The following is a 26,223-nucleotide window of genomic DNA, read 5'->3' as shown; positions in this document are numbered from 1 at the left end:
TAAATATATAATCAAGGAGTTACAATATCCGTTACCCAATATAGCATGAAAAAAATACTACTTATATTACTAACCTTAGGCAGCATGCAAATAGTTTTTTCGCAACAGGAAAAAGCTTTTGGCAATGGCGAATGGTTTAAATTTAAAATGAGCTATAGTGGCTTTTTAAAAGCCGGTAATGCCACACTAACGGTTAAAGATTCTAAAATAAACAATAAAGATGTATATCATGTGGTTGGCAAAGGCTGGACCACAGGCATGATAAAATGGTTTTTTAAAGTTAAGGACCGCTACGAAAGCTATTTCGACAAGCATACCTTAATACCTTATAAGTTTGTAAGGAATATTTACGAGGGCGGGCACACCAAAGATATAGAAATAGAGTTTGACCAGATAAACAACAAGGCGCACGTACACGACAAAAAGCACAAGAAAAAAACAACAATAAACACTAAGCCCAATATTCAAGATATGGTATCTACCTATTATTACCTGCGCAACAACATTAATGTTAGCACATTAAAAATTGGCGACGAGTTTAAGATTGATATGTTTTTTGACGAAGAAACCTACGGCTTTAAATTGCAGTATTTGGGCAGCGAGACCATAAGCACTGATTTTGGAAACGTTGAAGCCTTAAAATTCAGGCCCTATGTTATGGCAGGCCGTGTTTTTAAAGAAGAAGAAAGTTTAACGCTTTGGGTGTCGAAAGACAAAAATAAAGTACCTTTGCGAATTAAGGCCGATTTAGCAGTTGGCTCTCTAAGGGCAGACCTTGAGGCTTTTAAGGGCTTAAAACACCCTTTTAAGATAGTAGTTGAAAATTAAAGACGTTTTGAGTACAAAAATAACCAACCAGCTTAAAGAAAAATACAAGGCCATAGACCAAGATTTAGAGGCCCACCTAGAAGGCCTTCTGCACAGTAAGCCCCTAAACTACTGGGATTACATACAAACCGATGCCCTATTAAGCCTGCAGGTACAACGTACCAATTTTCCAGACGAGATGGTCTTTATTATGTACCATCAAATAAACGAGCTGTTATTTAAAATGATATTGGGCGAAATCGATCAAATAGCAAAACACGATGCCGTTAATGCCGAATTATTTACCTCAAAATTAATGCGGATAAGCCGTTATTTTGACATGCTTACATCATCGTTTACCATTATGAAGGACGGGATGGACGTGGATCAATACAACAAATTTAGAACCACACTAACACCAGCAAGCGGTTTTCAAAGCGCACAATACCGAAAAATCGAATTTGCATCTACAGAGCTTATCAACCTCATAGATAAAAGATTTAGAAACACTATTAACAGAAACACCTCTTACGAGCATGCTTTCGAACATTTGTACTGGCAAGCCGCAGGAAAAGATTATAAAACAGGAAAAAAAAGCTACACTTTATCAGCGTTTGAAGACAAATATAAAGACGAATTTATTAGGTTTACCAAATTTTACAACACGCATAATTTATTATCAAAATTTAGAGAGCTTCCAAAAGCGGTTAAAGAAGACAAGAATTTAATAAAAGCCATGCGCCATTACGATTATACGGTAAACATAAAATGGGTAATGGCACATTACAACACGGCAAATCATTATCTAAACATAGGCGGTAAAACTGCCGAAGCCACAGGAGGAAGCGAATGGGTAAAATACATGCACCCAAAATACCAAAAAAGAATATTTTTTCCAGAATTATGGACCGAAAAAGAAATAGAAGAATGGGGAACAAATGTCTAGTACTGGTCGCTCTGGCCATAACAGCCATGGGATGCAAAAACAACAAACAAGAACCAACACCTGTTTTACAGGAAGAAGTAGCCATAGCAGAAAAACCAAAAGAAATTTTAGAGTTTGGATTTAACCTGGAAAATTACATCGTTAAAAGAGATACTGTAAAAAAAGGCGATAGCTTTGGCGAGATTCTAGAGCGCAACAAGGTTGGTTACCCCAAAATATTCCATATTGCAGAAAAGGCAAAAGACACCTTCGACATCATTCGGTCTTTCCAACAAGGAAAACCATACACACTCTTATTTTCCAAAGACTCTTTGGAAACGCCCGAAACGTTTATCTACCAACCCAATAAAGAAGAATATGTCGTTATCAATTTTAAAGACTCCATTCATGCCTTTAAAAGCAGAAAGCCCATAAAATATGTTGAAAAAACTATATCGGGCGTTATAACAAGCAGTATTTCTGAAACCTTGGATGAAAAAGGAATAAGTGCCGTTTTAACCAACAAACTGGCCGACGACATATATGCTTGGACTATCGATTTTAACAGACTTCAAAAAGGAGACCGTTTTAAGGTTATTTACTCAGACAAGTATATAGACGACACCATTTACGGCGGTGTACACGATGTAAAAGCAGTACTTTTTGAACATAAAAACGAACCTTTTTACGCCTTTAGATTTGAAACCGACTCGGTTAAAGGCATTGTCGATTATTTTAACGATGAAGCCAAAAATCTACGACGCGCTTTTTTAAAAGCACCCGTAAAATATTCTAGAATATCATCCAGATACAACCTTAAAAGGCGCATAGCCGTTTACGGCTACAATGTTCGCGCCCATAGAGGTACAGATTTTGCGGCCCCAATGGGTACAGAAATTATGGCCACAGCAAACGGAACCGTAACAGAATCCAGAAGAAAAGGCGGCAATGGCAATTACGTAAAAATAAGGCATAATGCCACTTACGAAACCCAATACCTGCACATGCAAAAAAGAAAAGTAAAAGTAGGCGATTTTGTTAAGCAAGGCGATGTTATTGGTTGGATTGGCATGACGGGTAACACCAGTGGCCCGCACGTTTGCTACCGTTTCTGGAAAAACGGCAAACAAGTAGATCCGTTTAAAGAAAAGCTTCCAGAGGCCAAACCCATTTCAGATTCTTTAAAATTCAAGTTTTTAGAGTATATAAAACCCATTAAATACCAATTGGACAACATCCAGTTTGAACCCGAAATACCAGAACAACAATCAGAACAAGCAATAATAACACAAGCAAATTCATAACATGGCGTTACCAAACATAAACCCAACCACAACAGTGGCTTGGAAAAAACTCCAATCGCACTACAACAGCATCAACACGGTACACATGAAAGACCTGTTTGCGCAAGATAGAACACGGGCAAATACATTTACCGTTACCTGGGATGATTTTTATGTCGATTTTTCTAAAAACAGAATCACCACAGAGACCTTTAAATATCTGCTGGAATTGGCCAACGAGGTAAAGTTAAAAGACGCTATTAAAAGTCAGTTCTCGGGCGAAAAAATAAATAAAACCGAAGGACGAGCCGTTTTGCACACCGCATTACGAGCGCCTAAAAATGCTGAGTTTTATGTTGATGGTGTTAATGTCATGCCAGAAATACATCAAGTAAAACAAAAAATGGAAAGTTTTACAAACAAGGTTGTAAATGGCGATTTAAAAGGCTTTACAGGCAAACCATTTACCGATGTTGTAAATATTGGCATTGGAGGCTCAGATCTGGGGCCAGCAATGGTTGTTGAATCGCTACAGTATTACAAAAATCATTTAACAACACATTTTGTAAGTAATGTTGATGGCGATCATGTAAACGAAGTGATTAAAAAGCTAAACCCAGAAACCACGCTTTTCGTGGTAGTTTCAAAAACATTTACAACTCAAGAAACCTTATCGAACGCCAACACCATTAAAGATTGGTTTTTAAAAACAGCAACCCAAGAGGCTATTGCAAAACACTTTGTTGCTGTATCAACAAATATTGAAAGTGTTAAGAATTTTGGAATAGACCAAAACAACATATTCCCTATGTGGGATTGGGTTGGCGGTCGTTTTTCACTGTGGAGTGCCGTGGGCTTATCTATAAGTCTAGCGGTAGGTTATAATAATTTTGATAGCCTTTTAAAAGGTGCTAACAAAATGGATAATCATTTTAAAAATGAAGATTTTAATAAAAACATACCCGTTGTTTTAGCGCTAATAAGCATTTGGTACAACAACTTTTTTAAAGCCGAAAGCGAAGCCGTAATTGCATATTCGCAATACCTAAACCAATTTGCAACCTATTTGCAGCAAGGTATTATGGAAAGCAACGGGAAAAGCGTCGATAGAAACGGAGAAGCCATAAATTACCAAACCGGAACCTTAATTTGGGGCGAGCCCGGAACCAATTCGCAGCACGCCTTTTTTCAGCTTATCCACCAAGGCACAAAATTAATTCCAGCAGATTTTATTGGGTTTGCAAAATCGTTACATGGTAATCAAGACCATCAGGATAAATTGATGTCTAACTTCTTAGCGCAAACCGAAGCACTTTTAAATGGCAAAACCAAAGACGAGGTTATCACCGAAGGAACCGACAAATCAATAATTCCATTCCAAATATTTAAAGGCAACAAGCCAACAAACACCATTTTTATAAATAAGCTAACCCCTGAAAGTTTGGGCAAATTAATAGCCATGTACGAGCACAAAATATTTGTACAAGGCATTATTTGGAATATTTTTAGCTACGACCAATTTGGAGTAGAACTGGGCAAGCAATTGGCCAATAAAATCTTAAACGAATTTGGAGAAAGCACAATTGGCAATCATGACTCATCCACCAGTAATCTGTTAAATTATTACAAAAATTTGTATTAATTTTTTAAGATATTAATAATATTTACACAAAAAAAGACGAATACTTCAAAAATGTTCGTCTTTTTTTCGTCTAAAATGTTAAACATCTTAACATTCGGGCAATACATATTACTTAATTATACGTATTTTTGCAGCGACTAATTTCAATATAATTCATTTAAAATTATGAAAAAAACTACTCAATTATTAATGCTAACCGTGGCATTGTTATGTACTACGGTTATTATGGCACAAAGCAGTGTAAGCGGTACGGTAATAGATGCCGAGATTAACGCACCATTACCAGGCGCCAACATTGTTGAAAAAGGCACCACAAACGGTGTTTCTACAGATTTTGACGGGAATTTTACCTTAACTACACAAGCTAATTCAGGGCAACTTGTGATTTCTTATGTTGGGTATAGCTCCATAACTTTATCTTTTGATGGTAATGTTGACTTAGGAAACATCAATTTAACACCAGACAACTCATTAGAAGAGATTGTTATTGTTGGTTCAGGAGTTATAGATTTAGCCGAAGACAGACAAACACCTATTGCTGTTTCTACAATTAAAGCAAATAGGATTCAAGAAAAAGCAGGTAATTCTGATTTGCCTGAATTATTAAAGTCAACACCTTCTGTTCATACTACACAACGAGGTGGATTTGGAGACGGACAAATGTTTTTAAGAGGTTTTGACCAAACTAACACAGCATTCTTACTTAATGGGCAACCTGTTAATGGAATGGAAGATGGTAAAATGTACTGGTCAAACTGGTCTGGAGTATTAGATGTCGCTCAAGCAGTACAAGTTCAACGAGGTTTAGGTTCTTCAAAATTAGCTATTTCTTCAGTTGGTGGTACGGTAAACATTGTTACCAAAACTGTAGATAAAAAAGAAGGTGGCTTTTTACAACAAATGTTAGGTAATGATGGTTATACAAAATCAACTGCATATTACTCAACAGGTTTAATGGAAAACGGCTTAGCGGTATCTGCGTTATTTGGACATTGGAGAGGTGATGGTTATGTTGATCATACTGAAGGTCAAGGTCAAACCTATTTCTTATCTTTTGGTTACAAAGTAAACGATAACCACATCCTAAACTTAATGTTAACTGGAGCACCGCAATGGCATGCTGCTGCTGGAAATGCTGACTTGAAAGACTTTTTAGAAGAAGACAGAGGAAGACGTTACAACGGTTGGAATACAACAGGTGTAAATAGCCCAAATAATTTGAATTCTGGTGTTTATCCAGGCGGAAGAAATGTATATCACAAACCAGTAATGAACTTAAACTGGGATTGGGATATAAATGATAAATCATCTTTATCAACTGTTTTATACGGTTCTTTAGGTAGGGGCGCCTTTGTTCAATCAAGAAGTTCTAACGGTGTAGTTACTTACGGTAGAGGTTCTAATAACAACCATAACTGGTATGGTGTAGTAACCAACTACAACAATGAGATTAATGAAAATTTAAACTTTAATGTTGGTGCAGATGTACGCTTATATAATGGTATCCACTTTAGAAGTGTAAACGAATTTATATCGGTTGACTCGGTAAGCGATTCTAGTATTTATAATGGCGGTAGTTATGAAGTAACTAAAGCCTTTGGAGGTATCAACCCATGGAACATATTGTTTAATACAAATGATGATCATGCGCAACGTTTACATCCATATTACGATTATGAAGAAGACATCAATTATTTAGGGGTATTTGGTCAATTGGAGTATACTAAAAATAAATTTTCAGCATTTTTTCAAGGATCAGCATCAACGCAATCACATGTTAGAACAGAGTATGGAAACTCTTCAACCGAAGGTAAAGGCGAAGTATCAGAAAAAGTTAACAATCCAGGGTTTAATGTTAAGCTAGGTGGAGCATATCGAATTGACGACAAAAACACTGTGTTCTTAAATACAGGCTATTACTCACGTCAACCTTATCATAGTGACTTATTTATCGACGATAGGCAATCTAACCAGTTAAACCCTTTAAGTGATGAAAATCAAAAAGTAACAGGTGTTGAAGCAGGATATAAGTTTTTGGGAGACAAAGTATCTGTTAACATGAACTTGTATTATACAATTTGGGATAACAGAATTGATTACGATTCTGAAGATACTGATAATGACAACATAGCAGATGTGTTCTACTCTACAAGTCCTATTAAACAAGTACACTACGGTGGTGAACTGGAAATTTTCACAAGATTAACAGATAAGCTTCAACTTCAAGGATTTTTATCAATTGGAAATTGGCAATATGATGGTAATGTAACGCTTATTGAAACTGTAGAAGGCGGTGGTGCACCAACAGAAGTAGGAACAAGTTATATTGATGGTGCTAAAGTTGGTAATGCTTCTCAATTTACCGCAGGTATAGGTGCAAACTATGAAATTTTACCTATGTTCAAGGTAGATGCAAACTGGAATCAGTACGATAAACTTTATGGCAATGCTAATTATGGCGGAAGTGAGTTTTCAAACCCTAATAACAAAGGCTCTATTGAATTACCATCATTTGACACGGTTGATGCAGGAATCTCTTATAAATGGATGTTAGGAAAAGACGATACAAACTCATTACAATTCCGTTTAAATGTTAACAACATATTTAGCGAAGTTTATCTTGAATATTCTGATGAAAACAAACATGTTGAAGCTGGAGATGAAGCTTGGAATGGAGTTAATGTAGAAAACCGTGTAAGATTTGGTTACGGCAGAACATGGAACTTTAGTATGCGTTACAACTTCTAATTTTAAAAACAACAACACATTAAAAACCGCTTCGCAAGAAGCGGTTTTTTTATACCTATTATTATTACATTTGCTAAAACTAACAATAAAGCTTAAAATATGTACGAAACTATATTAAATCTGCACTCCTATTGGGCATATCTTGTTTTTCTGGTTTTAATCATTGCCGCCATTAATGCCTTAATTAAAACATTTGGCGATAAAGAATATACCGCTAAAGATTTTAGAATAGCGCTTTTCTCCTTAATTGTATCGCATATTCAATTTTTAATAGGGCTAATATTATATTTTGTATCCCCAAGATTCGAGCTGTGGAGAGAATTAGGAGGAAAAGTAATGAGTAATTCCTTAGCACGCCTATACCTTGTTGAGCATCCTTTTGTAAACATTTTAGCCGTTGCCTTAATTACCATCGGGTATTCTAAGCATAAAAAGAAACTAACCTCGGCTTCAAAACTAAAAACCATAGCTGTTTTTTATACCATTGCTTTAGTGCTGTTTTTATCTCGGATTCCGTGGGACTCTTGGATGGGTTAAAATATAAAGTTTAGAGTTTAAGTCTGGTTGGGTTTAAAAACCCGACCAGACTTTTTTAATAAATCCTATACCGTAAAACAAGGTATTTTAAAGCTTAGTTTATCCCTTTTTGGGAGGCGCTAGGCAATTCAGTTGAAACCTCTTTTATCACATAAACAAAAACAGGAAAATGGTCGCTAAAGCCATCTGTAAACGCTCCGTTTGAAAAGCTGCGGTTCGGGTAACCCTTATACTGTCCGCGTTTACTAATTAAGTAATTCTTATTAAAAACACCTGCTTTATAAAACCGAAACGACGAAAAATCTTTTTCCAATAAAGGCTTGGTAATTAATATCTGATCGAACAGGCTCCATGCATCTCTATAAGCATTAGAGCCCAACCCTTTTTTATAAAAGCCTTCAAACGGATTATAAATACCTTTTAAACCTACTTTTTTTCTGTCTTTTTTAGCTTTCAAAACATCTTTAACACTCGCATTGTTTGGGTTGTCGTTAAAATCGCCCATAACAAAAATCTTGGCATACGGATCTATAGCTTGAACAGAGTCTATTAACCGCTTGCTCAATTTGGCAGCTGCAACACGTTTGGGTCTGCTACGCGCTTCGCCTCCACGTCTTGATGGCCAATGGTTTACAATAAAATGCATTTGCTCTCCCTCCAAATTACCGCTTACCAGCAACTGGTCTCTGGTGTAAACACGTTTTCTGCTACTATCATCGTAAATCTTTAATTCGTGGCTGCTCGTACTAATAGGTGTAAATACTTTTTTTTGGTACAGTAACGCCACATCTATACCTCGGGCATCGGGCGAGTTGTAATGCACTATGCCATAATCTTTAGCTAGCAATAGCGAATCGTTTACAAGGTCCTCAAGAACCGTTCGGTTTTCAACCTCAGACACACCAATAACCGCAGGTGCATTATGTGTTACATCCAACCCAACATCAGCAATCACACGGGCCATGTTTTTTATTTTCTTTTTATAAACCTTGCTACGGTTGGCTTTTAGTTCCATCATGGGGCTGGCTTCGTCAAATTTTGTAGGATCGTTTATGGTATCGAACAAATTTTCTAAGTTGTAAAACGCAATAGTATGTACCTTATAAGCTTTTTTTTCTTGGGCTTTAACATTAAAAATGCTAAAAAAGATTAAAGCGATACAGGCTAATTTTAAGTGTCTCATTGAAGAAATATTATTTTTTCGTTATTATAATACAAAAGCTACGCCAAAAGTAAATATTTATTATAAATATCGTAAATTTGTTGTTGTTAAATAATGCTTATTTAACAACAATCAAGATATTAATTATAAATTCAAGTATGAAAAAAAATTTACTCATTTTTTTATTTGGAATTTTCTCGTTTTCAACAGCATTTGCCCAACAAACATTTATAAAAGGCAGTGTTAAGGATGCTGTTTCTTTTGAGCCAATTCCAGATGTAACCATTACTATTGAGAAAACCAATCAATCCACTCAAACCAATAATTTGGGTGAATTTGAATTCGCTTTAAATGTACCTTTGGGCGAACAGGTATTAAGAATTTCAAAACTAGGGTACCTAACCAAAAGGTACCCAATAGTTGTTAACCAGAACCAAACCGTAAACATTACAGACATGACCTTAGAATTGGCGTCTGTTACAGAAGGTTTGTTTACCATTACGCTAGCAGATGACGAATTGAACGACGACACCAGTGGTGCCGATAATATATCGGGGCTTTTATCTTCGTCGCTAGATGTCTTTCAGCGTACCGCGGCTTTCGAGTTTAGCTCATCGTTTTTCAGAGTAAGAGGCTTAGACTCCGATAACGGTTCGGTATTAATTAACGGTATAGAAATGAACAAAGTGTACAACGGAAGACCGCAATGGAGCAATTGGGGCGGATTAAACGATGTGATGCGCAACCGCGAACTAACCTCGGGCCTTACACCTTCAAGCTACAATTTTGGCGGTATTTTAGGCACCACCAATATTAACCTAAGAGCATCTCAGGCCAGATCAGGCGGACGTGTTACCTATTCGTCTTCAAACAGAAGCTACACCAACAGACTTATGGCAACCTACGCCACAGGGCTAATACACGATGGGTGGGCTTTTACCTTCTCGCTAGCCAGAAGATGGGGTAACGAGGGCTATCAAGATGGCACCCTATACGATTCCAATTCCTTTTTTGCCTCTATAGAAAAAGTGTTTAACGACAAGCACAGTTTAAATTTCGTCTCTATCTATGCCCCAAACCGAAGAGGTAAATCGGCTCCGCACACCCAAGAAGTTTACGATTTAAAAGGCATAACCTACAACGAATATTGGGGCTATTTAGATGGCGAAAAACGCAACTCGCGCATAAAAGAAGTTGAAGAACCCATACTTATGCTCAACCATTACTGGGATTTTAACAGCAAAACAAGGTTAAATACAAATGTAGGCTACCAATTTGGCAAATTGGGCAATAGCCGCTTAGACTATGGCGGTGGCGCCAACCCTAGTCCGGCTTATTACCAAAAGCTGCCAAGTTACTTTTTAGCTGATAATGACGGGCCAGATTACGCAGGCGCTTACCTTGCCGAACAAGAATTTATTAACAACGGACAAATAGATTGGGAACGCATTTTAGATGCCAACTTAACCAACAACATAAACGGTTTAAACGCCGCCTATGTTTTATATGAAGACAGAAGCGACGACAAACAACTTACCGTCAACTCTATTTTAAATGCTGAATTAAGTGAGAACATTTTGCTAAACACATCGGTTAATTACAAGACATTAAAATCTGAAAACTTTGGAGAAGTTATCGATATTTTAGGCTCTAATAACGGTGTTTTAAATGTCGATTCGTTTGATAATTTCCAATACGATAACCAAAACCCAAACAGAGTTATCGGCGAAGGCGAAAAATACAGATATAACTACAATCTCTATGCCGATGTTATATCGGCCTACGCCCAAGCCCAGTTTAAGTACAATAAAATAGATTTCTATCTTTCAGGCAGCGTTTCTAACACCAAATACCAACGCGAAGGCTTATGGGAGCACAGTAAGTTTGCAGGCAACGCATCGTTAGGCAAAGGCGAAAAACTATCTTTTACGGGTTTTGGCGCCAAAGCGGGCTTTACCTACAAAATAACAGGAAAACATTTATTTGATGCCAATGCGGGCTACATTACAAGAGCACCAAGGTTGCGCAACACCTATTCCAACTCAAGAGAAAACCATAGCATTGTAAAAAATATAGAAGAAGAAAAAGTAAGCGCCTTAGATGCCAGCTATATTTTTAGATCCTCGATTGTTAAAGCAAAACTTACAGGCTATTTTTCTAAAATAAAAGATGCCAACGAAGTCTCGTTTTATTTTGCAGATGGCCTAAGTGGTATTGAAATTGAAAACAACGAAACCTCGGCCTTTGTTCAAGAAGTATTGCAAGGTGTAAACAAGAAACATTTTGGGGCAGAATTGGGCATTGAAGCACAAGTAACTCCAACCATTAAATTTAAAGGAGCTGCATCAGTAGGACAATTTACCTACGATAACAACCCAGATCTATACCTAACTTCCTCAAGCTTTAACTCTGCCGATGGATCTATATCCTATGGCGAAGCAAACTTAAAAAACTATAAAATCGCCGGAGGGCCACAACGCGCTTACTCGGTTGGTTTCGAATACAGAGATCCAGATTATTGGTGGTTTGGCGCTACAACCAATTTTTTCTCCAATACCTATGCAGATATAAACCCTTTTACCAGAACCAGAAACTTTTATTCTGATGTTGATGGATTGCCATTTAACGATTACGATGAGGCCATCGCCACCCAACTGTTAAAACAAGAACAGTTTGATAATTACATGGTGGTAAATCTGGTAGGCGGAAAATCGTGGAGACTTGGCGATAAGTACATTAGTGTTTTTGCAAGTATCAACAACCTGTTAGACAAAAAGTTTAAGTCTGGAGGTTTCGAGCAAGGCAGAAATGCAAACTATCACGAATTAAGAGACGATGTAAATCTTGAAAAAAGAAGATTTGGCCCTAAATACTGGTACGGTCGAGGCACCACCTATTTTGTAAACGTAAACCTTAGATTTTAAAAACACAACATGAAAAATTTAATATTAACAGTTATGAAAACGAAAAAATTTTTAACCGTCTTGCTAGTAGCGATTTTAGCTACAACATCTTGTGTGCAAGACGACGATTATACCATTCCAACAAGTTTGGGAGCCGAAGAAAATGCAGCATTACAAGCCTTGCTTAACAGTGGTGCATCTGCAATTAGCATAACCGATTTAAAAGCACAGTTTGAACCCGGTGAAGCCACTCAAATTGTTTCGGATATGTATGTAAAAGGCTATGTGTCTTCATCAGACGCCACAGGAAATTTTTACAAAGAATTTTTTATACAAGACAGCCCAAGCAGCCCTACTGCAGCCATGAAAGTGGTTTTAAACCAAGTAGATTCTTATAACCAATTTAATTTTGGCCGCGAGGTATATATTAAACTAAAAGACTTGTACATTGGCGAAACGCGCACAGGCGACGATATTATAACCATTGGCGGTGTTGCGAATACTGATAACGAGGTAGAAGCCCTAACCGGAAAACAAGTGCCTTTGCATATTTTTAGATCAGAAGTAACAGAAAACATAGAACCACAAACAGTAAAATTTACCGAAATTAACGATTCGCATATCGGTATGTTTGTAATGATTGAAAATGCGAGCTTCCCAGAAAGCTTAAAAGGCGAATCCTTTGTTGATCCTTTAGACGATTTTGATACCCAACGCACACTGCAAAGCTGTGACGGATTCGGTTACTCAACCTTTCCGTTAGAGACCAGTTCGTTTGCAAATTTTAGCCAACAAATACTTCCAACAGAATTAGGCGGCACCATTTCTGGAATTGTAGCCAAAACATTTAACGGCAGCAATTTAGTACTCGTGCTAAACGATTTAAGCGGGGTTGATTTTACCCAAACCAAATGCCAGCCATTGGATATTAATGACTTTTCTGTAATTTTTGAAGAAGATTTCAATACGGCCGTAGATAATACGAATTTAGATATTCCTAACTGGACAAACTTTGCCGAAGAAGGCAGCGAACTTTGGACCGAGCAAGTTTTTAGCGGCAACGGATACGCAGAATTTAGCGGATTTAGAACCGGTGACGATGTTAACATAGGATGGTTAATTTCTCCTGGCATAGATATGGATGCCCAAGAAAACGAGTTCCTTAACTTCTTTACAGCACAGCATCACTTAGATTCAGATGCAAATACCTTAGAGGTCATGGTATCTACAAACTTTAACGGAACCGATGTGCTAAGTGCAACATGGACACCAATAACAGCTAATTTGGCAACCAGAACAGATTCGTGGTACCAATTCAAAGATTCTGGACTCATAGATATTTCTTCATATTCCGGAACGCTTCACGTGGCTTTCAAAGTTACAGGATCTGGTAACGACCAACAATTAGATGGCGCCTACCATGTTGAAGATTTTAAAATATTGGCAACAAAGTAATTTTTAAATTATCATATTAGCCAGTACCTCATAAGCTTACATGGTTTATGAGGTACTGCTTAAATAAAAACCCATTAACCAACAGCTTTTAATCTGAAAAAAAACTAGTTTTTAGCCGGTATCATCCTTTTATTCAACCATTTAACACATTCTCCAAAATCATCAAAAATTTCATCATCTGGAATAATATAAGGTATAGCATCTATACGTTCCAACATGTAACGGGGTTGCGATGATAGCTTAACAAAAAGCACCTTGATGTTTTTTTTCTGTAATTCCCTTAACATATCTTCCATGGCATAAGCTCCAGATTGATCCATGTGGCGCACGCGGCTTAAACGCATTATAACATAAGTTGCCGTATTAGGAATAAGAGTGGCCAAGTTTAAAAAATCTGTAATGGAGCCAAAAAACAAGGGACCCTTTAATTGTGCTACAAACACCTTATCTTTTAACTGGTCGGGAAAATCAATTTTACCTTTCCATTCATTTTCTTTAAACGCTTGTACGTCGCTTTGTTCGCCGGTTAAATCACTAATTTTCTTCATAAACATCAAAGAAGATACCACTAATCCTATGGCAACGGCATAAACCAAATTCCAAAAGCTAGATAAAATTAAAACCGTAAACATTACCAACGCCTCAGAGCTGAATTTTAATGGCCCTAATTTTAAATCTCTAGGCAAACTGCTTATAGCTCTTAAACCTTTATAGTCCATTACCCCTATGCCAACAGTAATCAATACGCCTGCTAAAACGGCCGCTGGAATTTTTGATGCCACAGGCCCCAAGCCCAACAAAATAACGAGTAACATAACACCAGCAAACATACCGGACAATTTTGTTTTTCCTCCAGAATTAATGTTTACAACAGTTCTAATAGTTGCGCCAGCTCCTGGAAGGCCACCAAATATAGCGGCAATGCCATTGCCTATGCCTTGACCAAACAGCTCTTTGTTTGGCTTGTGCCGTGTTTTAGTTATGTTGTCTGCCACAACACTGGTAAGTAAAGAATCTATGGATCCCAATAAAGCCAGCGTAAAAGCTGTAAATACATATGGAGCCATACTGCTTAGGGAAAATGCGGTGAAAATCTCTAAATTAGGAACAGGAAAAGTATGGGGTATTTCTTCAATTTGCTTATAATCTAAACCAAAACCTATGGCTATTCCAGACATAACAATTAATGCCACCAGTGTGCTTGGAACCGCTTTTGTTACTAACTTAAATACGTATATAATAAAAATCGTGCCCAGAGCCAAAAGCAACTCCAGCCAACTTATATTTTTTAGCGCACGGGGAAGCGCCTTTATAGAGCCCATGACCCCCGATGTTTTTTTTGAGGCAAGAATTTTAGCCTCTTTTAAAATAGCCTCTTCTGTAAACTGAGTGGTTTCAGTTATAATTTGTTTGTAATCCTGTAAATCCAAAACACCTTCTTTTGCTTTTTCCTCTAAAATATTCTGGACAATTACATTTTCTGCCTCGGCTTTAAACTGGTTTAAATAGGTATAGTCCTCTTTAGGGTAATAACCCAATACGGGCAGAATTTGAGTAATTAAAATTACTACGCCAATAGCCGTCATAAAACCTGAGACTACAGGGTAGGGTATATATTTAATGTATTTTCCGAAACCTAGAAAACCAAATGCTATTTGTATTAGGCCCGCTAGCAAAAAAACACTTAAAATAATAGGAAGGGCTTTTTCCAGGTTACCGTCGTTAGCCGCAACAAGGCCAGAAACAAGTACCATAGAAACCGCAGTCATAGGTGCTGTTGGCCCAGAAATTTGTGTGTTTGTGCCTCCAAATAGAGCAGCAAAAAAACTAACAAAAATAGCACCATATAAGCCTGCAGCAGGACCTAAACCAGATGAGACCCCAAAAGCCAGTGCTAATGGCAAGGCTACAATACCAGCAGTAATACCTCCAAAAGCATCTCCTTTAAAGTTTGAAAAAAAAGATTTCATTATTAGATTACATTAGTTTTAAACAAGAAAAACAGTTACAATAGACCTAAGTGAGTCCGTAAAAGTATGGCCTTAGCAGAATTGATGCACTAGGCCTTATTTCAAAAGGCAAAACTAGCCATAAATATAGAGATAGTAAAACCAATACCCATCAAAAAAAAAAGAAAGTATTTTATTATAGAAATGAAGCAATTAAATAATCGGTTCCATTAATGCTTAACACAAATAAACCGCTATGGAATGTAATTCTATAGTTTTAGTTTTTACACTGAAAGTCTGATTCGTGAAATGGCTAGTAAAACTGCGAACACATTATAAAGTTTTTGTTTTAATTTTTAACTTTGGTGGCTAAAATATTTTTTTAAACTAAAGCAACTTCAATAATCCGGAAGCCTGTGGATTTGGGTTTTAACCTTCAACCTGAAAATTAAATATACAAGACCAACAAATAACATAAAATTATAACATGCCATGCCACTCTGGTTTTAAGCACCTCAACCAGAAAAAAGTGTAAAATTATATGCGCTGTATAAACTTAAATAGTTAACGGCATAAATATATTTTTATATTTACCTTAAAAACATAAATTATATTTATGAACTATACACTCAATCAGCTTCAAATTTTCTTGAAAATTGTTGAAACTAAAAGCATTACCAAAGCTTCAGAATTATTGTTTTTAACACAACCTGCCGTTTCCATTCAATTAAAAAATCTTCAAAACCAATTTGAAATACCGCTAACAGAAGTTATTGGCAGGCAGTTATACATTACACCTTTTGGCGAAGAAATTGCCGAAGCCAGCAGGCGAATACTTAAAGAGGTAAATGCCATGAAACACAAAACCATGGATTACAAAGGATTCTTGACCGGGCAACTTAACATTGCCGTTGTATCTACCGGAAAATATGTAATGCCCTATTTTCTTTCTGGATTTTTACAAAAACACGTTGGGGTTGATCTTAAAATGGATGTTACCAATAGGTTTAAAGTGCTTGAGAGTTTAGAACAAAATAAGATAGATTTTGCATTGGTTTCTGTAATGCCAGACAACTTGGAGGTAGAGCGCATTGCATTAATGCAAAATAAATTATTTTTAGTGGGTAACAAGGCGCATGCCAAAAACCTGTATAATAAGAAATTTGATTTTATTTTAAAAAATCTACCTCTTATATATAGAGAAAAAGGATCTGCTACACGCAAAGCCATGGAAGATTATTTAAGTACACGCCAGATTACAACTAAAAAAAAGCTGCAACTTTCAACCAACGAAGCCGTTAAACAGGCTGTAATTGCTGGTTTGGGCTACTCTATTATGCCATTAATTGGAATAAAAAATGAATTGCAAGATAACGAACTGCATATAATTGAAGCCAAAGGCTTACCTATAACATCGTCTTGGAACTTAATTTGGCTGAAAGGCAAAAAATTTATGCCTACCGCAACCGCTTTTATAGATTATATACAAGACCAAAAAGATACTATTATTTCAGAAAACTTTAAATGGCTTGAAAATTATGAGTTTTATTAATTATCACTTTATTTACTTTTTTTAGCATTGCATTTTAATTACCTAAGCTTAAAGCACTTGCCATTTTAGGTCTTTTGTATAGCTTGTAGGCAGATTTTGGTTATCTGGGTCTAGAATTTTTAAATAAATCCATTCGTTATCAACCAAATTTTTAAGATGATGGTGTTTTTTCAAAATATTTTCCACACGCTTTAAAGGCGCCTGAATAACTACTGTTAAACGCAAGGGTTTATGGTACAATTCTTTGTCGGTCGCCTTTAAAGACTGTAAGGGCAAGCCCATTTTAATATCGCCTCCATTGCCCTGCAAAACACCAAATTTACCAGTAATATTATGGGTAATTTTAGAGCCTCCGCCAAATTTATCTGTATCAACTGTGGTAAAGTAATAATGATTGTTAATCCACTGTGTTACTACCATGGGACCACATAAAATACCTTCTAAAGCTTCACCTGTTTTATCCTGCTTATAATTGTAAGAATGTAAAAAACAACGCCCATCCAAATTGGTGTTTTGAGTAAGCGATCGAGGAGCAATTATAAAACCTGCATTTTTTGCCAATCCCCATTCCGGACGAGTTTCATCCCAATCGGTTGCCTTTTTTAATGCTAGATCAATGCTTCCAGACTCCATACATAAGCGCTCTTGAGTAGCGGTTTTTTGAGCTTTTGCAAGGTTTTGCTTTAAAATAGCAAGCGCTTCCAGATGCGATGTTGGCACGTTGCCATCAAACAATGTTATGGCATCTGTGGTTGTGTTATGTTCGGCACCAATAAATAAGGTTTCGTTAGGTATAGAAATATTGTGTGCTGTTTTTAAAACATCGCGAACTTCTTGTAAATTGGCTAATTTGGCCAGTAATCTGGCGTTATGGCGCCCAGGGTTTGCAGCACAGGCACCACAATCTAAACTTGATGCAAATGGGTTGTTTGTAGTATGGCTCCCATGGCCAACAAATAATACCAAGGGCGCAAAATTTTGCCATCCTGTTAAGCTAAAAGCAGATTTTACAATAGCCACTTTTTCATCTAAAGCAATTGGAATCCCCTCACTTTCGCATCCTTGATTATAGCTTATTTCTGGTTCGCAAAAATCTTCATGACTGTTACTGCTTTTTGTTTTAATCTTGAAAAAAGACTGTGGTATTAAGGTTTGCATAATTAAACTCAATCCGTAAAAAAAACCGGCGCCCTCTACAAATCCAAATGATGAGGGCAACATGTTTTTAAGTCGTTTTAATACATATTGCATGGCTTTACCTTGCTGCTTTTGTCTTTTAAACAAGTGTACCTTATTTTGCTGTTCTGGGTTTGGCTTTTCTGTTACCAAATAAGGCGATCCCACTATTGGCGGACAAGCTTTTGAGATGATATTAGTATCAAAACGTTTATAATCCATAGCTATGCCAAAAAAACCTGCATACCCATAGGTTTCATAGTTGCCATGAGCTTCTATATGACGGCGAATTAATTCAGATCGCGTATCGATGCAAAATACCATTTGCGCTTCTATTACTGTTTTTGGTCGTGTTACTTTATTATTGCTGCTTATGGCTGCTATTAAGTTGTTTTGAAAAGTCTGTTCCCAAGCTTTCAACCAGGTGTTTTTCAGTTTAAATTGGGTGGCGTTATTTGCTGGAGCTTCAACATTGTTTAGTTTGCCGTAAATATGTTGCGCAATACTTAATCGAACTGCTAAATAATCTTCCATTGTAATAGGGAACGATTGGTTCCACAAACTAGCATTGTTTTCCCTGTGCTTTATATATCCAACCCAACCGGATAAAGCGGCCATGTGTTCTTCAAAAAATGCTTGGTAATTGCATATATCGTTTTTATCCAATACTATTTTTATGGCTTCCAAACTGGTTTCAGGTAATGTAGTTATTAGTTTTTTTCCTAAACTAGCATCAAATACAGCTAATAGTTTCCATGCCTTATAAAAACCTTGTTCTTTATTTGGCATTTGCCACTCAGCAAGACCTTCATCTAAAAAAGCCGATAACCATTTAGACATGATAACATCTAACTTTCCATATTTTGCTTTTGTTTTATTTTGCTCATGAGCTAACATTTGTTTTAGGTAAAAACCAGAAGACTCAAACAATTGATTTTCAGATAGGCAATTCAATAAAACATCGTTATCGATATCGTTTCTTTGTAAAGCGGCTTTAAACTCTGAAGCGTTAGGATAGGTTGATGCTTTTAAAAGTCGCGATGCTAGTTGAGCCGCTTTATCAAAAGGCATGTGCTCGTAACCCGACAACGGATTAGAGGCGACAAAAGCATATAAAGGCCATGTGGTTCCAAATGTTTGTGTAGCCTTTTCGATACTTTTTAAAATATCCTGCATAGTTAAGATCGATTATGTTTATAAGAAATAACTGATTTATTGAATGGCTGAGATGCATTTAACAGTTTTACATAAAGCCAAGGGATTTTTTGGTACCTACCCGAAAGCATAACATAAAACGCCAACAAGAATAGGGCTCCAACAAGAACATGAACATAGGTAAGGTCTATAGGCTTATTTGCCATTGGCATATCTGCAAGAAGTAAAGCAATACCGTTATAAGTTAGCGCATAAACGCCTATACCAATAGCTAATGCAAATGGCAAAACAATTATTTTTTTTACTATTGAAAACCTAAAGTGATTTAACACGTTATAGGTTATTTGCCCAACGGTTATGGCTACAATAAAGGTTAAAAACAAACCTGTATCCCATGCCAAACCTTTACCAGTTATATATGCAAACAAGACGCCTCCCAGACCACTAATTACTAAAATAAACAGGGTTTGGATTGGCTTGATTTGAATAGGCAGAGCATCTTTAGGTATGCTTTTTTCTATTTCTTCGCCAGAAGACAGAAACAAATACGCTTTGTAAAAACCATGCAAAATAAGATGGGTAATAGCTGCGCTGAAAAAACCAAGACCACATTGCATAATCATAAAGCTCATTTGCGCACTGGTTGAGCAAGCTAATTTTTGTTTTATGTTTACTTGAAGTAATTTTGAAAACTGAGAAAAAATAGCCGTTACACTACCTATAATAAAAATAAGAGTTAAAACCTGGGTCTCGACTAATAAAGGGGCGAAAATAGTTAACAATATCCCAGCAGCATTTACAAAACCGGCATGCATTAATGCCGAGGCTGGCGTAGGAGAGGTCATGGCAGACATAAGCCATCTATGAAAAGGAAATATTGCAGATTGTATAAGTGCCGCCAATAACACACCCAAAGCGGCAAGTGTAGCTACACCCTTGGTAAGTGCTGGCAAGCCTTCGCGAATTCCAGTTAAAGTCCAAGCGTTTGTATAAAATACTAGTAAACCTGTAGCAAGACTTAAAAACACAGTACTTATAATAAAATTATTACGGGCATAACGTGCGGCGTTTTTAGCTTCTTCCCAGCCGGTGTTGATACCTATTAAAAGCGTCATTAAATACCCCATAATTAACCACGAAGCACAAAAGAGCACAACATTGTTGGCAACTACAAAAAACATAACGCTAAGCGCGAAAAGAAAACTAACAAGCAAAAACTTACCTTTGTACTTAAACCCTTTTAAGTAATTGGAAGCATAAGTTTGTATAATAGCACTAAAAAAAGTAACCACTAACCACATAATAGTTGATAAGCCATTTATAGCTATAAGGCCGCCTAATTGCCATTGTGGTAAATTAGGCACGTAAAACAATACATAACCTACATTGGCGATAAACAAGACCCATGCCAGAGGGATAAAAATACCTGAAAGCCAATGCCTTTTTTTTGGCGGTGTTGGGGCTACAGACCCTAATTTGTTTTTAAATGATGCCGTTTCTGTTGAAGTCATAAAAAGTTATTAAAGCGTTAAATCGTTTTTGCCAAACAGAATTTGTGCGCTGCAAATTTTAAAAAAAAATCATATAAATTTTTATTTATATAAAATATATAATACATAAATATTTTTTATGATTTAAGATAATAAAGAGCACCCTTGTAATTAATTTTATCTACCATTCTTTTCCTTACTAAGCTTCAGTCAATATGCCAGAAATAGCTACAAATCGGAAACTTGCTTTTTTTACAAAACAAAAAAAACTCCATTTATGGCATTTAGATTCCCTTTAAAAGAATAAAATACCTTAAATGAAGTTTTTAGCAAATTTATATGATTATTACATCATATAAACCCCTTGTCTTAATTTAAAAAAGACACTTTACCTGTATCCAAATCGTAAACAGCTCCAACGATTTTAATTTCGCCATTATCTTCCATTTCCTTCATTATAGGACTATTGGCACGAATTTCGGCTATAGTGTTTTTAACGTTACTCTTACATACCTCGGCAACAAACTCGGCATTTTTAGAGTTTCTTTCGCCATCGTATTCTACCATATTTACGGCTGGTTTAATTTTAGAAAGCATTGGTGTAATGTTACCTAGCTTAACATCATCTACGGCCGCTTTTACAGCACCACAATGTTCATGGCCTACCACCAATACCAGTTTGGAACCTGCAACTTTTGTGGCATATTCCATACTACCTAAAATGTCTTCGTTTACAAAATTACCCGCTACCCTTGCAACAAAAATATCTCCAATACCTCTATCAAAAACATCTTCTACTGGCACTCTACTATCTATACAAGATAACACAATGGCTTTTGGGTATTGGGCTTTAGTGGTTTGCCTTACCTGGGCCGAATGGTCTCTTTTTGTAAGATCGTTGTTAATAAAGCGCTCATTGCCTTCTTTAAAAATGTTAATTACATCGTCTGGAGATAATGCGGCTTGCTCTTCAGCAGTTAGTACTTTGCTTACAAGTACGGTTTCCTGCTCGGTTTTGGTTTCGGTGTTACTGTTTGTCGAATCGTTAGAATCTGCCTTTTTATTTTGGCAAGCTATAAGGCCAAAAGAAAGGGTTACTAATAAAAATACTTTTGCTAATGTTTTCATGTTTTTATTTGTTTATTATGTTAATGTGTAAGCTCGTTATCTTTGATTAAAAAAGAAACGCCGCTTAAAATTTTAAGAGACACCTAGCTGTATGCTGTAAGGTGTTAATTCTATAACTATGTTGATATGGAAACGGTTTTACTAACCTAAATAGATTTGTTCTGGAGGCTGTGAAATAAGAATTAAGTAAGGCTTAGGATACTTTTTTAAGTTGTATGCCAGAATATTTTTGGCGTAATTGAAAACAGTTTTTGTTTGTATAGTAGCGGTGTTTGAAAAAACCAGCTCTAGCCCTTGGTCTTTTTCTTCGGAAGTAGAAATTACAACAGATGCATCAGATGCATTGTCAACCATTACTACAATAGCCGGTGCAGTAATGTACAGTAAAAAAATTACTGTAAAAAACATCGATATACTTTGTTTTGGCATGTGTTTAATTTCTATTACTGCAAATATAAGATTTTTAATTTGCTTTGTTTAACATCAATTAATAATCGTGCAACAACTTTATATCTTTTGCCGAAATCCAACCGGTTTTGCCATCGGCGAGCTTTATCTTTTTCCATTGGTTTACGGTATCTAAAACCTGGACCTTAGTACCTTCGTGCAGCCTAAAAGACTCTGCGCTTCTTGAATTTGGTTCGCTTTTTACTTTACTTTCCTGGGCAAATACAATTGCGGGTTTATTATTCTTATCGATATTGAATTTATGAAATGCAAACCCCAAAGACATACAAAGCAAAAACAAGCTTGTTATAAAACCAATAAAAGCAAGACGTTTTTTTAGTGTTGAATAGGCAAAATAATAGATTAGAAACAGAGTAACAAAACACAATGCAAAAGCCACAGAGGTTTTTGCCCAAGCATCAAAACCCATAATGTTTGTTGCGTTTTTTACCAGCTTGGAAATGGCTGATTGCGGAATAATATCAATAGCATCGATAGTCATGTTTTTTGCAAATGCCATGTTGTTTTTTATCTCTTTATCATTGGGCGATAGCAATAAAGCTTTTTCGTAAAAATAGATGCTTGGTGCAATATTATTTAGTTTGTAATGCGCATTGGCCATATTAAAATACAATGCCGTAGAATGGTTTCCGGTCTCTAAAATAGCGGTGTACTTATCTATGGCTTCTGCATATTTCCCTTGGTTGTACAAGGTGTTTGCTTGCTCGAAAAGTGTTTCGTTTTGAGGAAAAGCCAGTGTGCTATACAAAAATGCCAAAATGTATATTGCCTTTTTCATTTTTAACGTGCTTGTTTATCGATTAACGAAATGGTCTTTGCGGCCTTATCGTAATCTTGTTGCATTTCTACTTGGGTTATTGGGGTGTAGCGTGCCAATTCGCAATTCTTGATTATGCTTACAAAATCTGAAATTACCTTGTCATCAACCTGTTTGTCCTTTAGCAAATCAATCACTTTATCTTTGCTTAAATCGCTGGTTTCTATGTGCAGCTTCGCCTTTAGGTAATTGTGCAGCGCTTTTTCTAGTGCAATATAAAAAGCTTCTTTTTTGCCGAGTGCTTTTTTGGCATTGCCCAAATATTTCTTAGCTAATCTATCGGCTTTTCTTATTCTGTTTCCGTAAACATCGGCAGCTCTGGCCGCTTTTTTGTTTCTGATAATTATGGCAAACGGAATAGCTAAAAACGGTAACAACAATGCGCCCCAAAACAATGGGGTTTTAAAGAAATAGCTTGGTTTTATAGATGAAAAATTTGTTTTGGTCTTTATAAACGCAAACTGGTCGTTGTTTAAAACCACACGTTGCTTTCCTGGATTTGCAGTAGTGGTGTTTGAGTTTGAATCGGTATTAATAGGGCCATCCAAAACATCGATTACAATTTCGTTGGACGTTAATCTTTTGTAGCTTTCGGTCTTTAAATCGAAATATGAAAACGAAATACTAGGTATGGGATATTTGCCTTTAAATTGAGGTACAACCGTGTAACTATCAGAGATACTGCCTTGCATACCTGCTAAATTTGTTTTTACGTTTTCGGTATGTTCGGGCTCGTAAACTTCCAACGAGCTTGGTAGGGATATTTTAGGAAGTTTAAATAATTTTAAATTGCCTTTGCCATTTACTCCAACTTTTACCTGAAGCGATTCTGAAGCATCCAATTCAGTTTTTGATGCCGACACATTAAAATTGAAACTGCCCACGGCTCCGGTAAAATCGACTGGTTTTCCTTTTTCGGGCAAGGGTTTTACGGTTATGGTTTTATTGCCTGCCGAAACGGTTCTATGAGCTCGCGTCATTATTCGGCTTCCAAAAATATCACGCCTGCTGGTAGGTACTTGTACAGCAATATCCAAACTTAATGGTTCAATGTTTAATTTTCCGGTTTTTTGCGGATAGAGTACTGTTTTTCGCAACACTAAAAATCTATAATCTTCGCCTTTATAAGTGCCGTTTTGCACTTTCTGCCCTTTTATATCTATATTCTGGCTCCAAAAATCGTTATATCTTGGACTATCAATTTCCCGCCAATTATCAACGCCTGTGTTTGGTGAGACGTACAACTTGTAAACCACCGTAATGGCTTCGTTTAAATAGGGGTTTGTTTTCGAAATTTCTGCAACTAAGTGAATATTTTCTGAAGCAATGTAATTGGGGTCGTTGGGATCCTTTGGTTTGTCAACCGCAGCAGTAACCACAATTTTTACAGGTAAGGTTTTGTAAGTTTCATCATCAACAGTAATGGTGGCTTGACTAATGGTAAATGTGCCCTGCTTTTTGGGCGCTAAAAAATAGCTGTATGTTTTTTTATAGGATCGCACCCCATTAATCCAGGAATTGCTAACCGATTGGTTTGGCCCGCCAACAACCGTAAACCCTTTAAAGTTTGGCGGATTAAAGTTATCGCCATCTTGATTCATTTCAAAATCAACACGCAATCGTTCGTTTATTCCCAACTTTTTTTTACTAACCTTGGCTTCAAATTTTACCTGCGAAAAGGTAAAGCTTGTTACAAGCATTAGCATTAAAATGGATATGTGTTTTAAAAAATTCATATTAACGAACAACGATTAACGATTTTTGATATTAGAATTATTTTTTTTAGATGTTTTTATGCTAGCAACAAAGATTGATATTAATTGATTGTTTTCGTTTAAAGCCTTGTTGATTTTATCCTGATTTCCATTATACAAATTAGCTCTATTTATAATTTTTAAGCAATTATTAGACTCTCTGATTTCTTTTAAACATATTCCCATTTTATGAACAAAACCTTTATGAGATTCAGCACTTCTGGCTTCACCATAGTTTAGCGCTGGAGAACCAGAAGATCGGATAAGCAGATTTCCATAATAATTACCCGCATAATTATTTTTAACATTTTGTATTATATCAATAATAAAAACAGTGAAATTTATTATTCGTTTTTCTAAATTATTTGTTTTCATAAACTTCTCAACTCAAAAATCGTTAATCGTTTTTCATTAGTTAAAATTTATTAGTTACCAATCTTTTTCGGTTTTAATTTTTATGCCTTTTTGCTTTTCGGCATTCATTTTTTCCTGCACCTTTTTTTCTTGGTTATTCATTGCTTCCAATAAGCTTTTTATTTGCTGTGGCGATAATTGCCCGGGTTGTGGCTTTGGTTTTTGCTGTTTGTTTTTCTTGTTGTCGTCTCCTTTTCCTTTATCTTCTTTTTCGTCTTTAGGTTTGCCTTCGTCATCTTTTTTATCGTCGCCTTCTTTTTTGTCTTTCTCGCCTTCGTCTTTTTTATCGTCTTTATTGTCGCCTTCTTTATCCTTTTTATCTTCGTTCTCTTTATTTTCCTCGTCTTTTTTATCCTTGTCTTTGTCGTCTTTATTTTGGTCTTGCTGATCCTTTTGTTGTTCGGCACAGGCTTTTGCCAAAGCTAGATTATAGCGTGTTTCATTATCTGTTGGATTGTTTCTAAGTGCATTTTTGTAGATTTCCACAGCTTCTTTGCACTTTTTATTTTTCATTAAAATATTACCAATATTATGATATGCTTTGTGTTTTTCAGCTTTAGATTCTGCATTTTCAGCGGCTTGTTGATGGCGGTATAAGGCTTCGTCAAAATTTCCTTTTTTGTAATACGAATTTCCCAGATTGTAAATGCCTGCAACACCTGTGGGTTGTTCTGAAATGGCTTTTCTGTATGCCATTTCTGCCGAAACAAAATCGTCTTCTTTTACTAGACTATTGCCTTGGTAAACATAGTTATTGGCTTTTTTTAATGCTATTAACTGCTCTTTTTCCTGCGCAAAACAAAAGGTTGCGCTTAAGGTTAATATGATTATTGCTAAATGTTTCATCTTCATTGGTTC

General features: G+C 36.3%; 19 protein-coding genes. 9 read left to right on the top strand and 10 right to left on the bottom strand.

What is annotated here, in order from left to right:
- Positions 1-45 precede the first annotated feature (45 nt).
- The 6 genes from ACFSQS_RS12770 to ACFSQS_RS12745 all read left to right on the top strand — a co-directional run bounded on the left by ACFSQS_RS12770 (position 46) and on the right by ACFSQS_RS12745 (position 7,942).
- The gene (locus tag ACFSQS_RS12770) at positions 46-828 is read left to right on the top strand and encodes a DUF3108 domain-containing protein (RefSeq protein ID WP_388019534.1); all 783 of its coding nucleotides are present in this window, start codon (positions 46-48) and stop codon (positions 826-828) included.
- Between the two features lie 7 nt (positions 829-835).
- Positions 836-1,753: a tryptophan 2,3-dioxygenase family protein gene (locus ACFSQS_RS12765; RefSeq protein WP_388019531.1), complete on the top strand. Its 918-nt coding sequence runs from the start codon at positions 836-838 to the stop codon at positions 1,751-1,753.
- Entirely contained in the window at positions 1,735-3,036 is a 1,302-nt protein-coding gene (locus tag ACFSQS_RS12760; protein WP_388019528.1) for a M23 family metallopeptidase, read from the top strand. The genes ACFSQS_RS12765 and ACFSQS_RS12760 overlap by 19 nt, the downstream gene beginning before the upstream one ends.
- Position 3,037: 1 nt before the next feature.
- Positions 3,038-4,657, top strand: coding sequence for a glucose-6-phosphate isomerase (gene pgi / locus ACFSQS_RS12755; protein WP_388019525.1), 1,620 nt, complete (start codon positions 3,038-3,040; stop codon positions 4,655-4,657).
- Between the two features lie 165 nt (positions 4,658-4,822).
- The gene (locus ACFSQS_RS12750) at positions 4,823-7,405 is read left to right on the top strand and encodes a TonB-dependent receptor (protein WP_388019522.1); all 2,583 of its coding nucleotides are present in this window, start codon (positions 4,823-4,825) and stop codon (positions 7,403-7,405) included.
- A gap of 99 nt (positions 7,406-7,504) precedes the next feature.
- Entirely contained in the window at positions 7,505-7,942 is a 438-nt protein-coding gene (locus tag ACFSQS_RS12745; protein WP_388019519.1) for a hypothetical protein, read from the top strand.
- A 94-nt stretch (positions 7,943-8,036) separates the two neighbouring features.
- Here the strand turns inward: ACFSQS_RS12745 and ACFSQS_RS12740 are convergent, their stop codons facing one another.
- Positions 8,037-9,125: an endonuclease/exonuclease/phosphatase family protein gene (locus ACFSQS_RS12740; protein ID WP_388019516.1), complete on the bottom strand. Its 1,089-nt coding sequence runs from the start codon at positions 9,123-9,125 to the stop codon at positions 8,037-8,039.
- Between the two features lie 137 nt (positions 9,126-9,262).
- Here ACFSQS_RS12740 and ACFSQS_RS12735 point away from each other — a divergent pair, with 137 nt between their 5' ends.
- Complete coding sequence (locus ACFSQS_RS12735) at positions 9,263-12,028, top strand: carboxypeptidase regulatory-like domain-containing protein (RefSeq protein WP_388019513.1); 2,766 nt, start codon at positions 9,263-9,265, stop codon at positions 12,026-12,028.
- A 33-nt stretch (positions 12,029-12,061) separates the two neighbouring features.
- Positions 12,062-13,462, top strand: a complete 1,401-nt coding sequence (locus ACFSQS_RS12730) for a DUF5689 domain-containing protein (protein WP_388019510.1) — start codon at positions 12,062-12,064, stop codon at positions 13,460-13,462.
- A gap of 104 nt (positions 13,463-13,566) precedes the next feature.
- Here ACFSQS_RS12730 and ACFSQS_RS12725 read toward each other — a convergent pair whose 3' ends face one another.
- On the bottom strand, positions 13,567-15,432 hold the full coding sequence (locus ACFSQS_RS12725) for a SulP family inorganic anion transporter (protein WP_388019507.1): 1,866 nt from the start codon (positions 15,430-15,432) through the stop codon (positions 13,567-13,569).
- 595 nt (positions 15,433-16,027) lie between these two features.
- Here ACFSQS_RS12725 and ACFSQS_RS12720 point away from each other — a divergent pair.
- A complete protein-coding gene (locus ACFSQS_RS12720) occupies positions 16,028-16,963 on the top strand; it encodes a LysR family transcriptional regulator (RefSeq protein ID WP_388019504.1) in 936 nt (311 codons plus the stop codon).
- 48 nt (positions 16,964-17,011) lie between these two features.
- On the opposite strand, the gene ACFSQS_RS12715 is transcribed toward ACFSQS_RS12720, so the two are convergent.
- The 8 genes from ACFSQS_RS12715 to ACFSQS_RS12680 form a co-directional block, all read right to left on the bottom strand.
- Complete coding sequence (locus ACFSQS_RS12715; protein WP_388019501.1) at positions 17,012-19,315, bottom strand: DUF2309 domain-containing protein; 2,304 nt, start codon at positions 19,313-19,315, stop codon at positions 17,012-17,014.
- A gap of 2 nt (positions 19,316-19,317) precedes the next feature.
- The gene (locus ACFSQS_RS12710) at positions 19,318-20,805 is read right to left on the bottom strand and encodes a proton-conducting transporter transmembrane domain-containing protein (protein WP_388019498.1); all 1,488 of its coding nucleotides are present in this window, start codon (positions 20,803-20,805) and stop codon (positions 19,318-19,320) included.
- A 348-nt stretch (positions 20,806-21,153) separates the two neighbouring features.
- Positions 21,154-21,912: a carbonic anhydrase family protein gene (locus tag ACFSQS_RS12705; RefSeq protein ID WP_388019495.1), complete on the bottom strand. Its 759-nt coding sequence runs from the start codon at positions 21,910-21,912 to the stop codon at positions 21,154-21,156.
- A 141-nt stretch (positions 21,913-22,053) separates the two neighbouring features.
- Positions 22,054-22,341, bottom strand: coding sequence for a hypothetical protein (locus tag ACFSQS_RS12700; protein ID WP_388019492.1), 288 nt, complete (start codon positions 22,339-22,341; stop codon positions 22,054-22,056).
- Between the two features lie 58 nt (positions 22,342-22,399).
- On the bottom strand, positions 22,400-23,158 hold the full coding sequence (locus tag ACFSQS_RS12695; RefSeq protein ID WP_388019489.1) for a tetratricopeptide repeat protein: 759 nt from the start codon (positions 23,156-23,158) through the stop codon (positions 22,400-22,402).
- Positions 23,159-23,160: 2 nt separating this feature from the next.
- Positions 23,161-24,933, bottom strand: coding sequence for a BatD family protein (locus ACFSQS_RS12690; protein ID WP_388019486.1), 1,773 nt, complete (start codon positions 24,931-24,933; stop codon positions 23,161-23,163).
- A gap of 15 nt (positions 24,934-24,948) precedes the next feature.
- Positions 24,949-25,326, bottom strand: coding sequence for a four helix bundle protein (locus ACFSQS_RS12685; protein WP_388019483.1), 378 nt, complete (start codon positions 25,324-25,326; stop codon positions 24,949-24,951).
- A gap of 54 nt (positions 25,327-25,380) precedes the next feature.
- Positions 25,381-26,211: a tetratricopeptide repeat protein gene (locus ACFSQS_RS12680; RefSeq protein ID WP_388019480.1), complete on the bottom strand. Its 831-nt coding sequence runs from the start codon at positions 26,209-26,211 to the stop codon at positions 25,381-25,383.
- Positions 26,212-26,223: the final 12 nt, after the last annotated feature.

Origin of the sequence: Gelatiniphilus marinus, assembly GCF_042684345.1 — a bacterium.
GTDB classification, from domain to species: Bacteria; Bacteroidota; Bacteroidia; order Flavobacteriales; family Flavobacteriaceae; genus Gelatiniphilus; species Gelatiniphilus marinus.
This window is presented reverse-complemented; position numbering and strand designations above follow the sequence as displayed.

What these genes read in the sequence shown, in the direction of transcription:
- ACFSQS_RS12770 (WP_388019534.1), top strand. Translation starts at nt 46, where the DNA reads ATGAAAAAAATACTACTTATATTACTAACCTTAGGCAGCATGCAAATA.
- ACFSQS_RS12760 (WP_388019528.1), top strand. Translation starts at nt 1,735, where the DNA reads ATGGGGAACAAATGTCTAGTACTGGTCGCTCTGGCCATAACAGCCATG.
- pgi (WP_388019525.1), top strand. Translation starts at nt 3,038, where the DNA reads ATGGCGTTACCAAACATAAACCCAACCACAACAGTGGCTTGGAAAAAA.
- ACFSQS_RS12750 (WP_388019522.1), top strand. Translation starts at nt 4,823, where the DNA reads ATGAAAAAAACTACTCAATTATTAATGCTAACCGTGGCATTGTTATGT.
- ACFSQS_RS12745 (WP_388019519.1), top strand. Translation starts at nt 7,505, where the DNA reads ATGTACGAAACTATATTAAATCTGCACTCCTATTGGGCATATCTTGTT.
- ACFSQS_RS12740 (WP_388019516.1), bottom strand. Translation starts at nt 9,125, where the DNA reads ATGAGACACTTAAAATTAGCCTGTATCGCTTTAATCTTTTTTAGCATT.
- ACFSQS_RS12735 (WP_388019513.1), top strand. Translation starts at nt 9,263, where the DNA reads ATGAAAAAAAATTTACTCATTTTTTTATTTGGAATTTTCTCGTTTTCA.
- ACFSQS_RS12730 (WP_388019510.1), top strand. Translation starts at nt 12,062, where the DNA reads ATGAAAACGAAAAAATTTTTAACCGTCTTGCTAGTAGCGATTTTAGCT.
- ACFSQS_RS12725 (WP_388019507.1), bottom strand. Translation starts at nt 15,432, where the DNA reads ATGAAATCTTTTTTTTCAAACTTTAAAGGAGATGCTTTTGGAGGTATT.
- ACFSQS_RS12720 (WP_388019504.1), top strand. Translation starts at nt 16,028, where the DNA reads ATGAACTATACACTCAATCAGCTTCAAATTTTCTTGAAAATTGTTGAA.
- ACFSQS_RS12715 (WP_388019501.1), bottom strand. Translation starts at nt 19,315, where the DNA reads ATGCAGGATATTTTAAAAAGTATCGAAAAGGCTACACAAACATTTGGA.
- ACFSQS_RS12710 (WP_388019498.1), bottom strand. Translation starts at nt 20,805, where the DNA reads ATGACTTCAACAGAAACGGCATCATTTAAAAACAAATTAGGGTCTGTA.
- ACFSQS_RS12705 (WP_388019495.1), bottom strand. Translation starts at nt 21,912, where the DNA reads ATGAAAACATTAGCAAAAGTATTTTTATTAGTAACCCTTTCTTTTGGC.
- ACFSQS_RS12700 (WP_388019492.1), bottom strand. Translation starts at nt 22,341, where the DNA reads ATGCCAAAACAAAGTATATCGATGTTTTTTACAGTAATTTTTTTACTG.
- ACFSQS_RS12695 (WP_388019489.1), bottom strand. Translation starts at nt 23,158, where the DNA reads ATGAAAAAGGCAATATACATTTTGGCATTTTTGTATAGCACACTGGCT.
- ACFSQS_RS12690 (WP_388019486.1), bottom strand. Translation starts at nt 24,933, where the DNA reads ATGAATTTTTTAAAACACATATCCATTTTAATGCTAATGCTTGTAACA.
- ACFSQS_RS12685 (WP_388019483.1), bottom strand. Translation starts at nt 25,326, where the DNA reads ATGAAAACAAATAATTTAGAAAAACGAATAATAAATTTCACTGTTTTT.
- ACFSQS_RS12680 (WP_388019480.1), bottom strand. Translation starts at nt 26,211, where the DNA reads ATGAAACATTTAGCAATAATCATATTAACCTTAAGCGCAACCTTTTGT.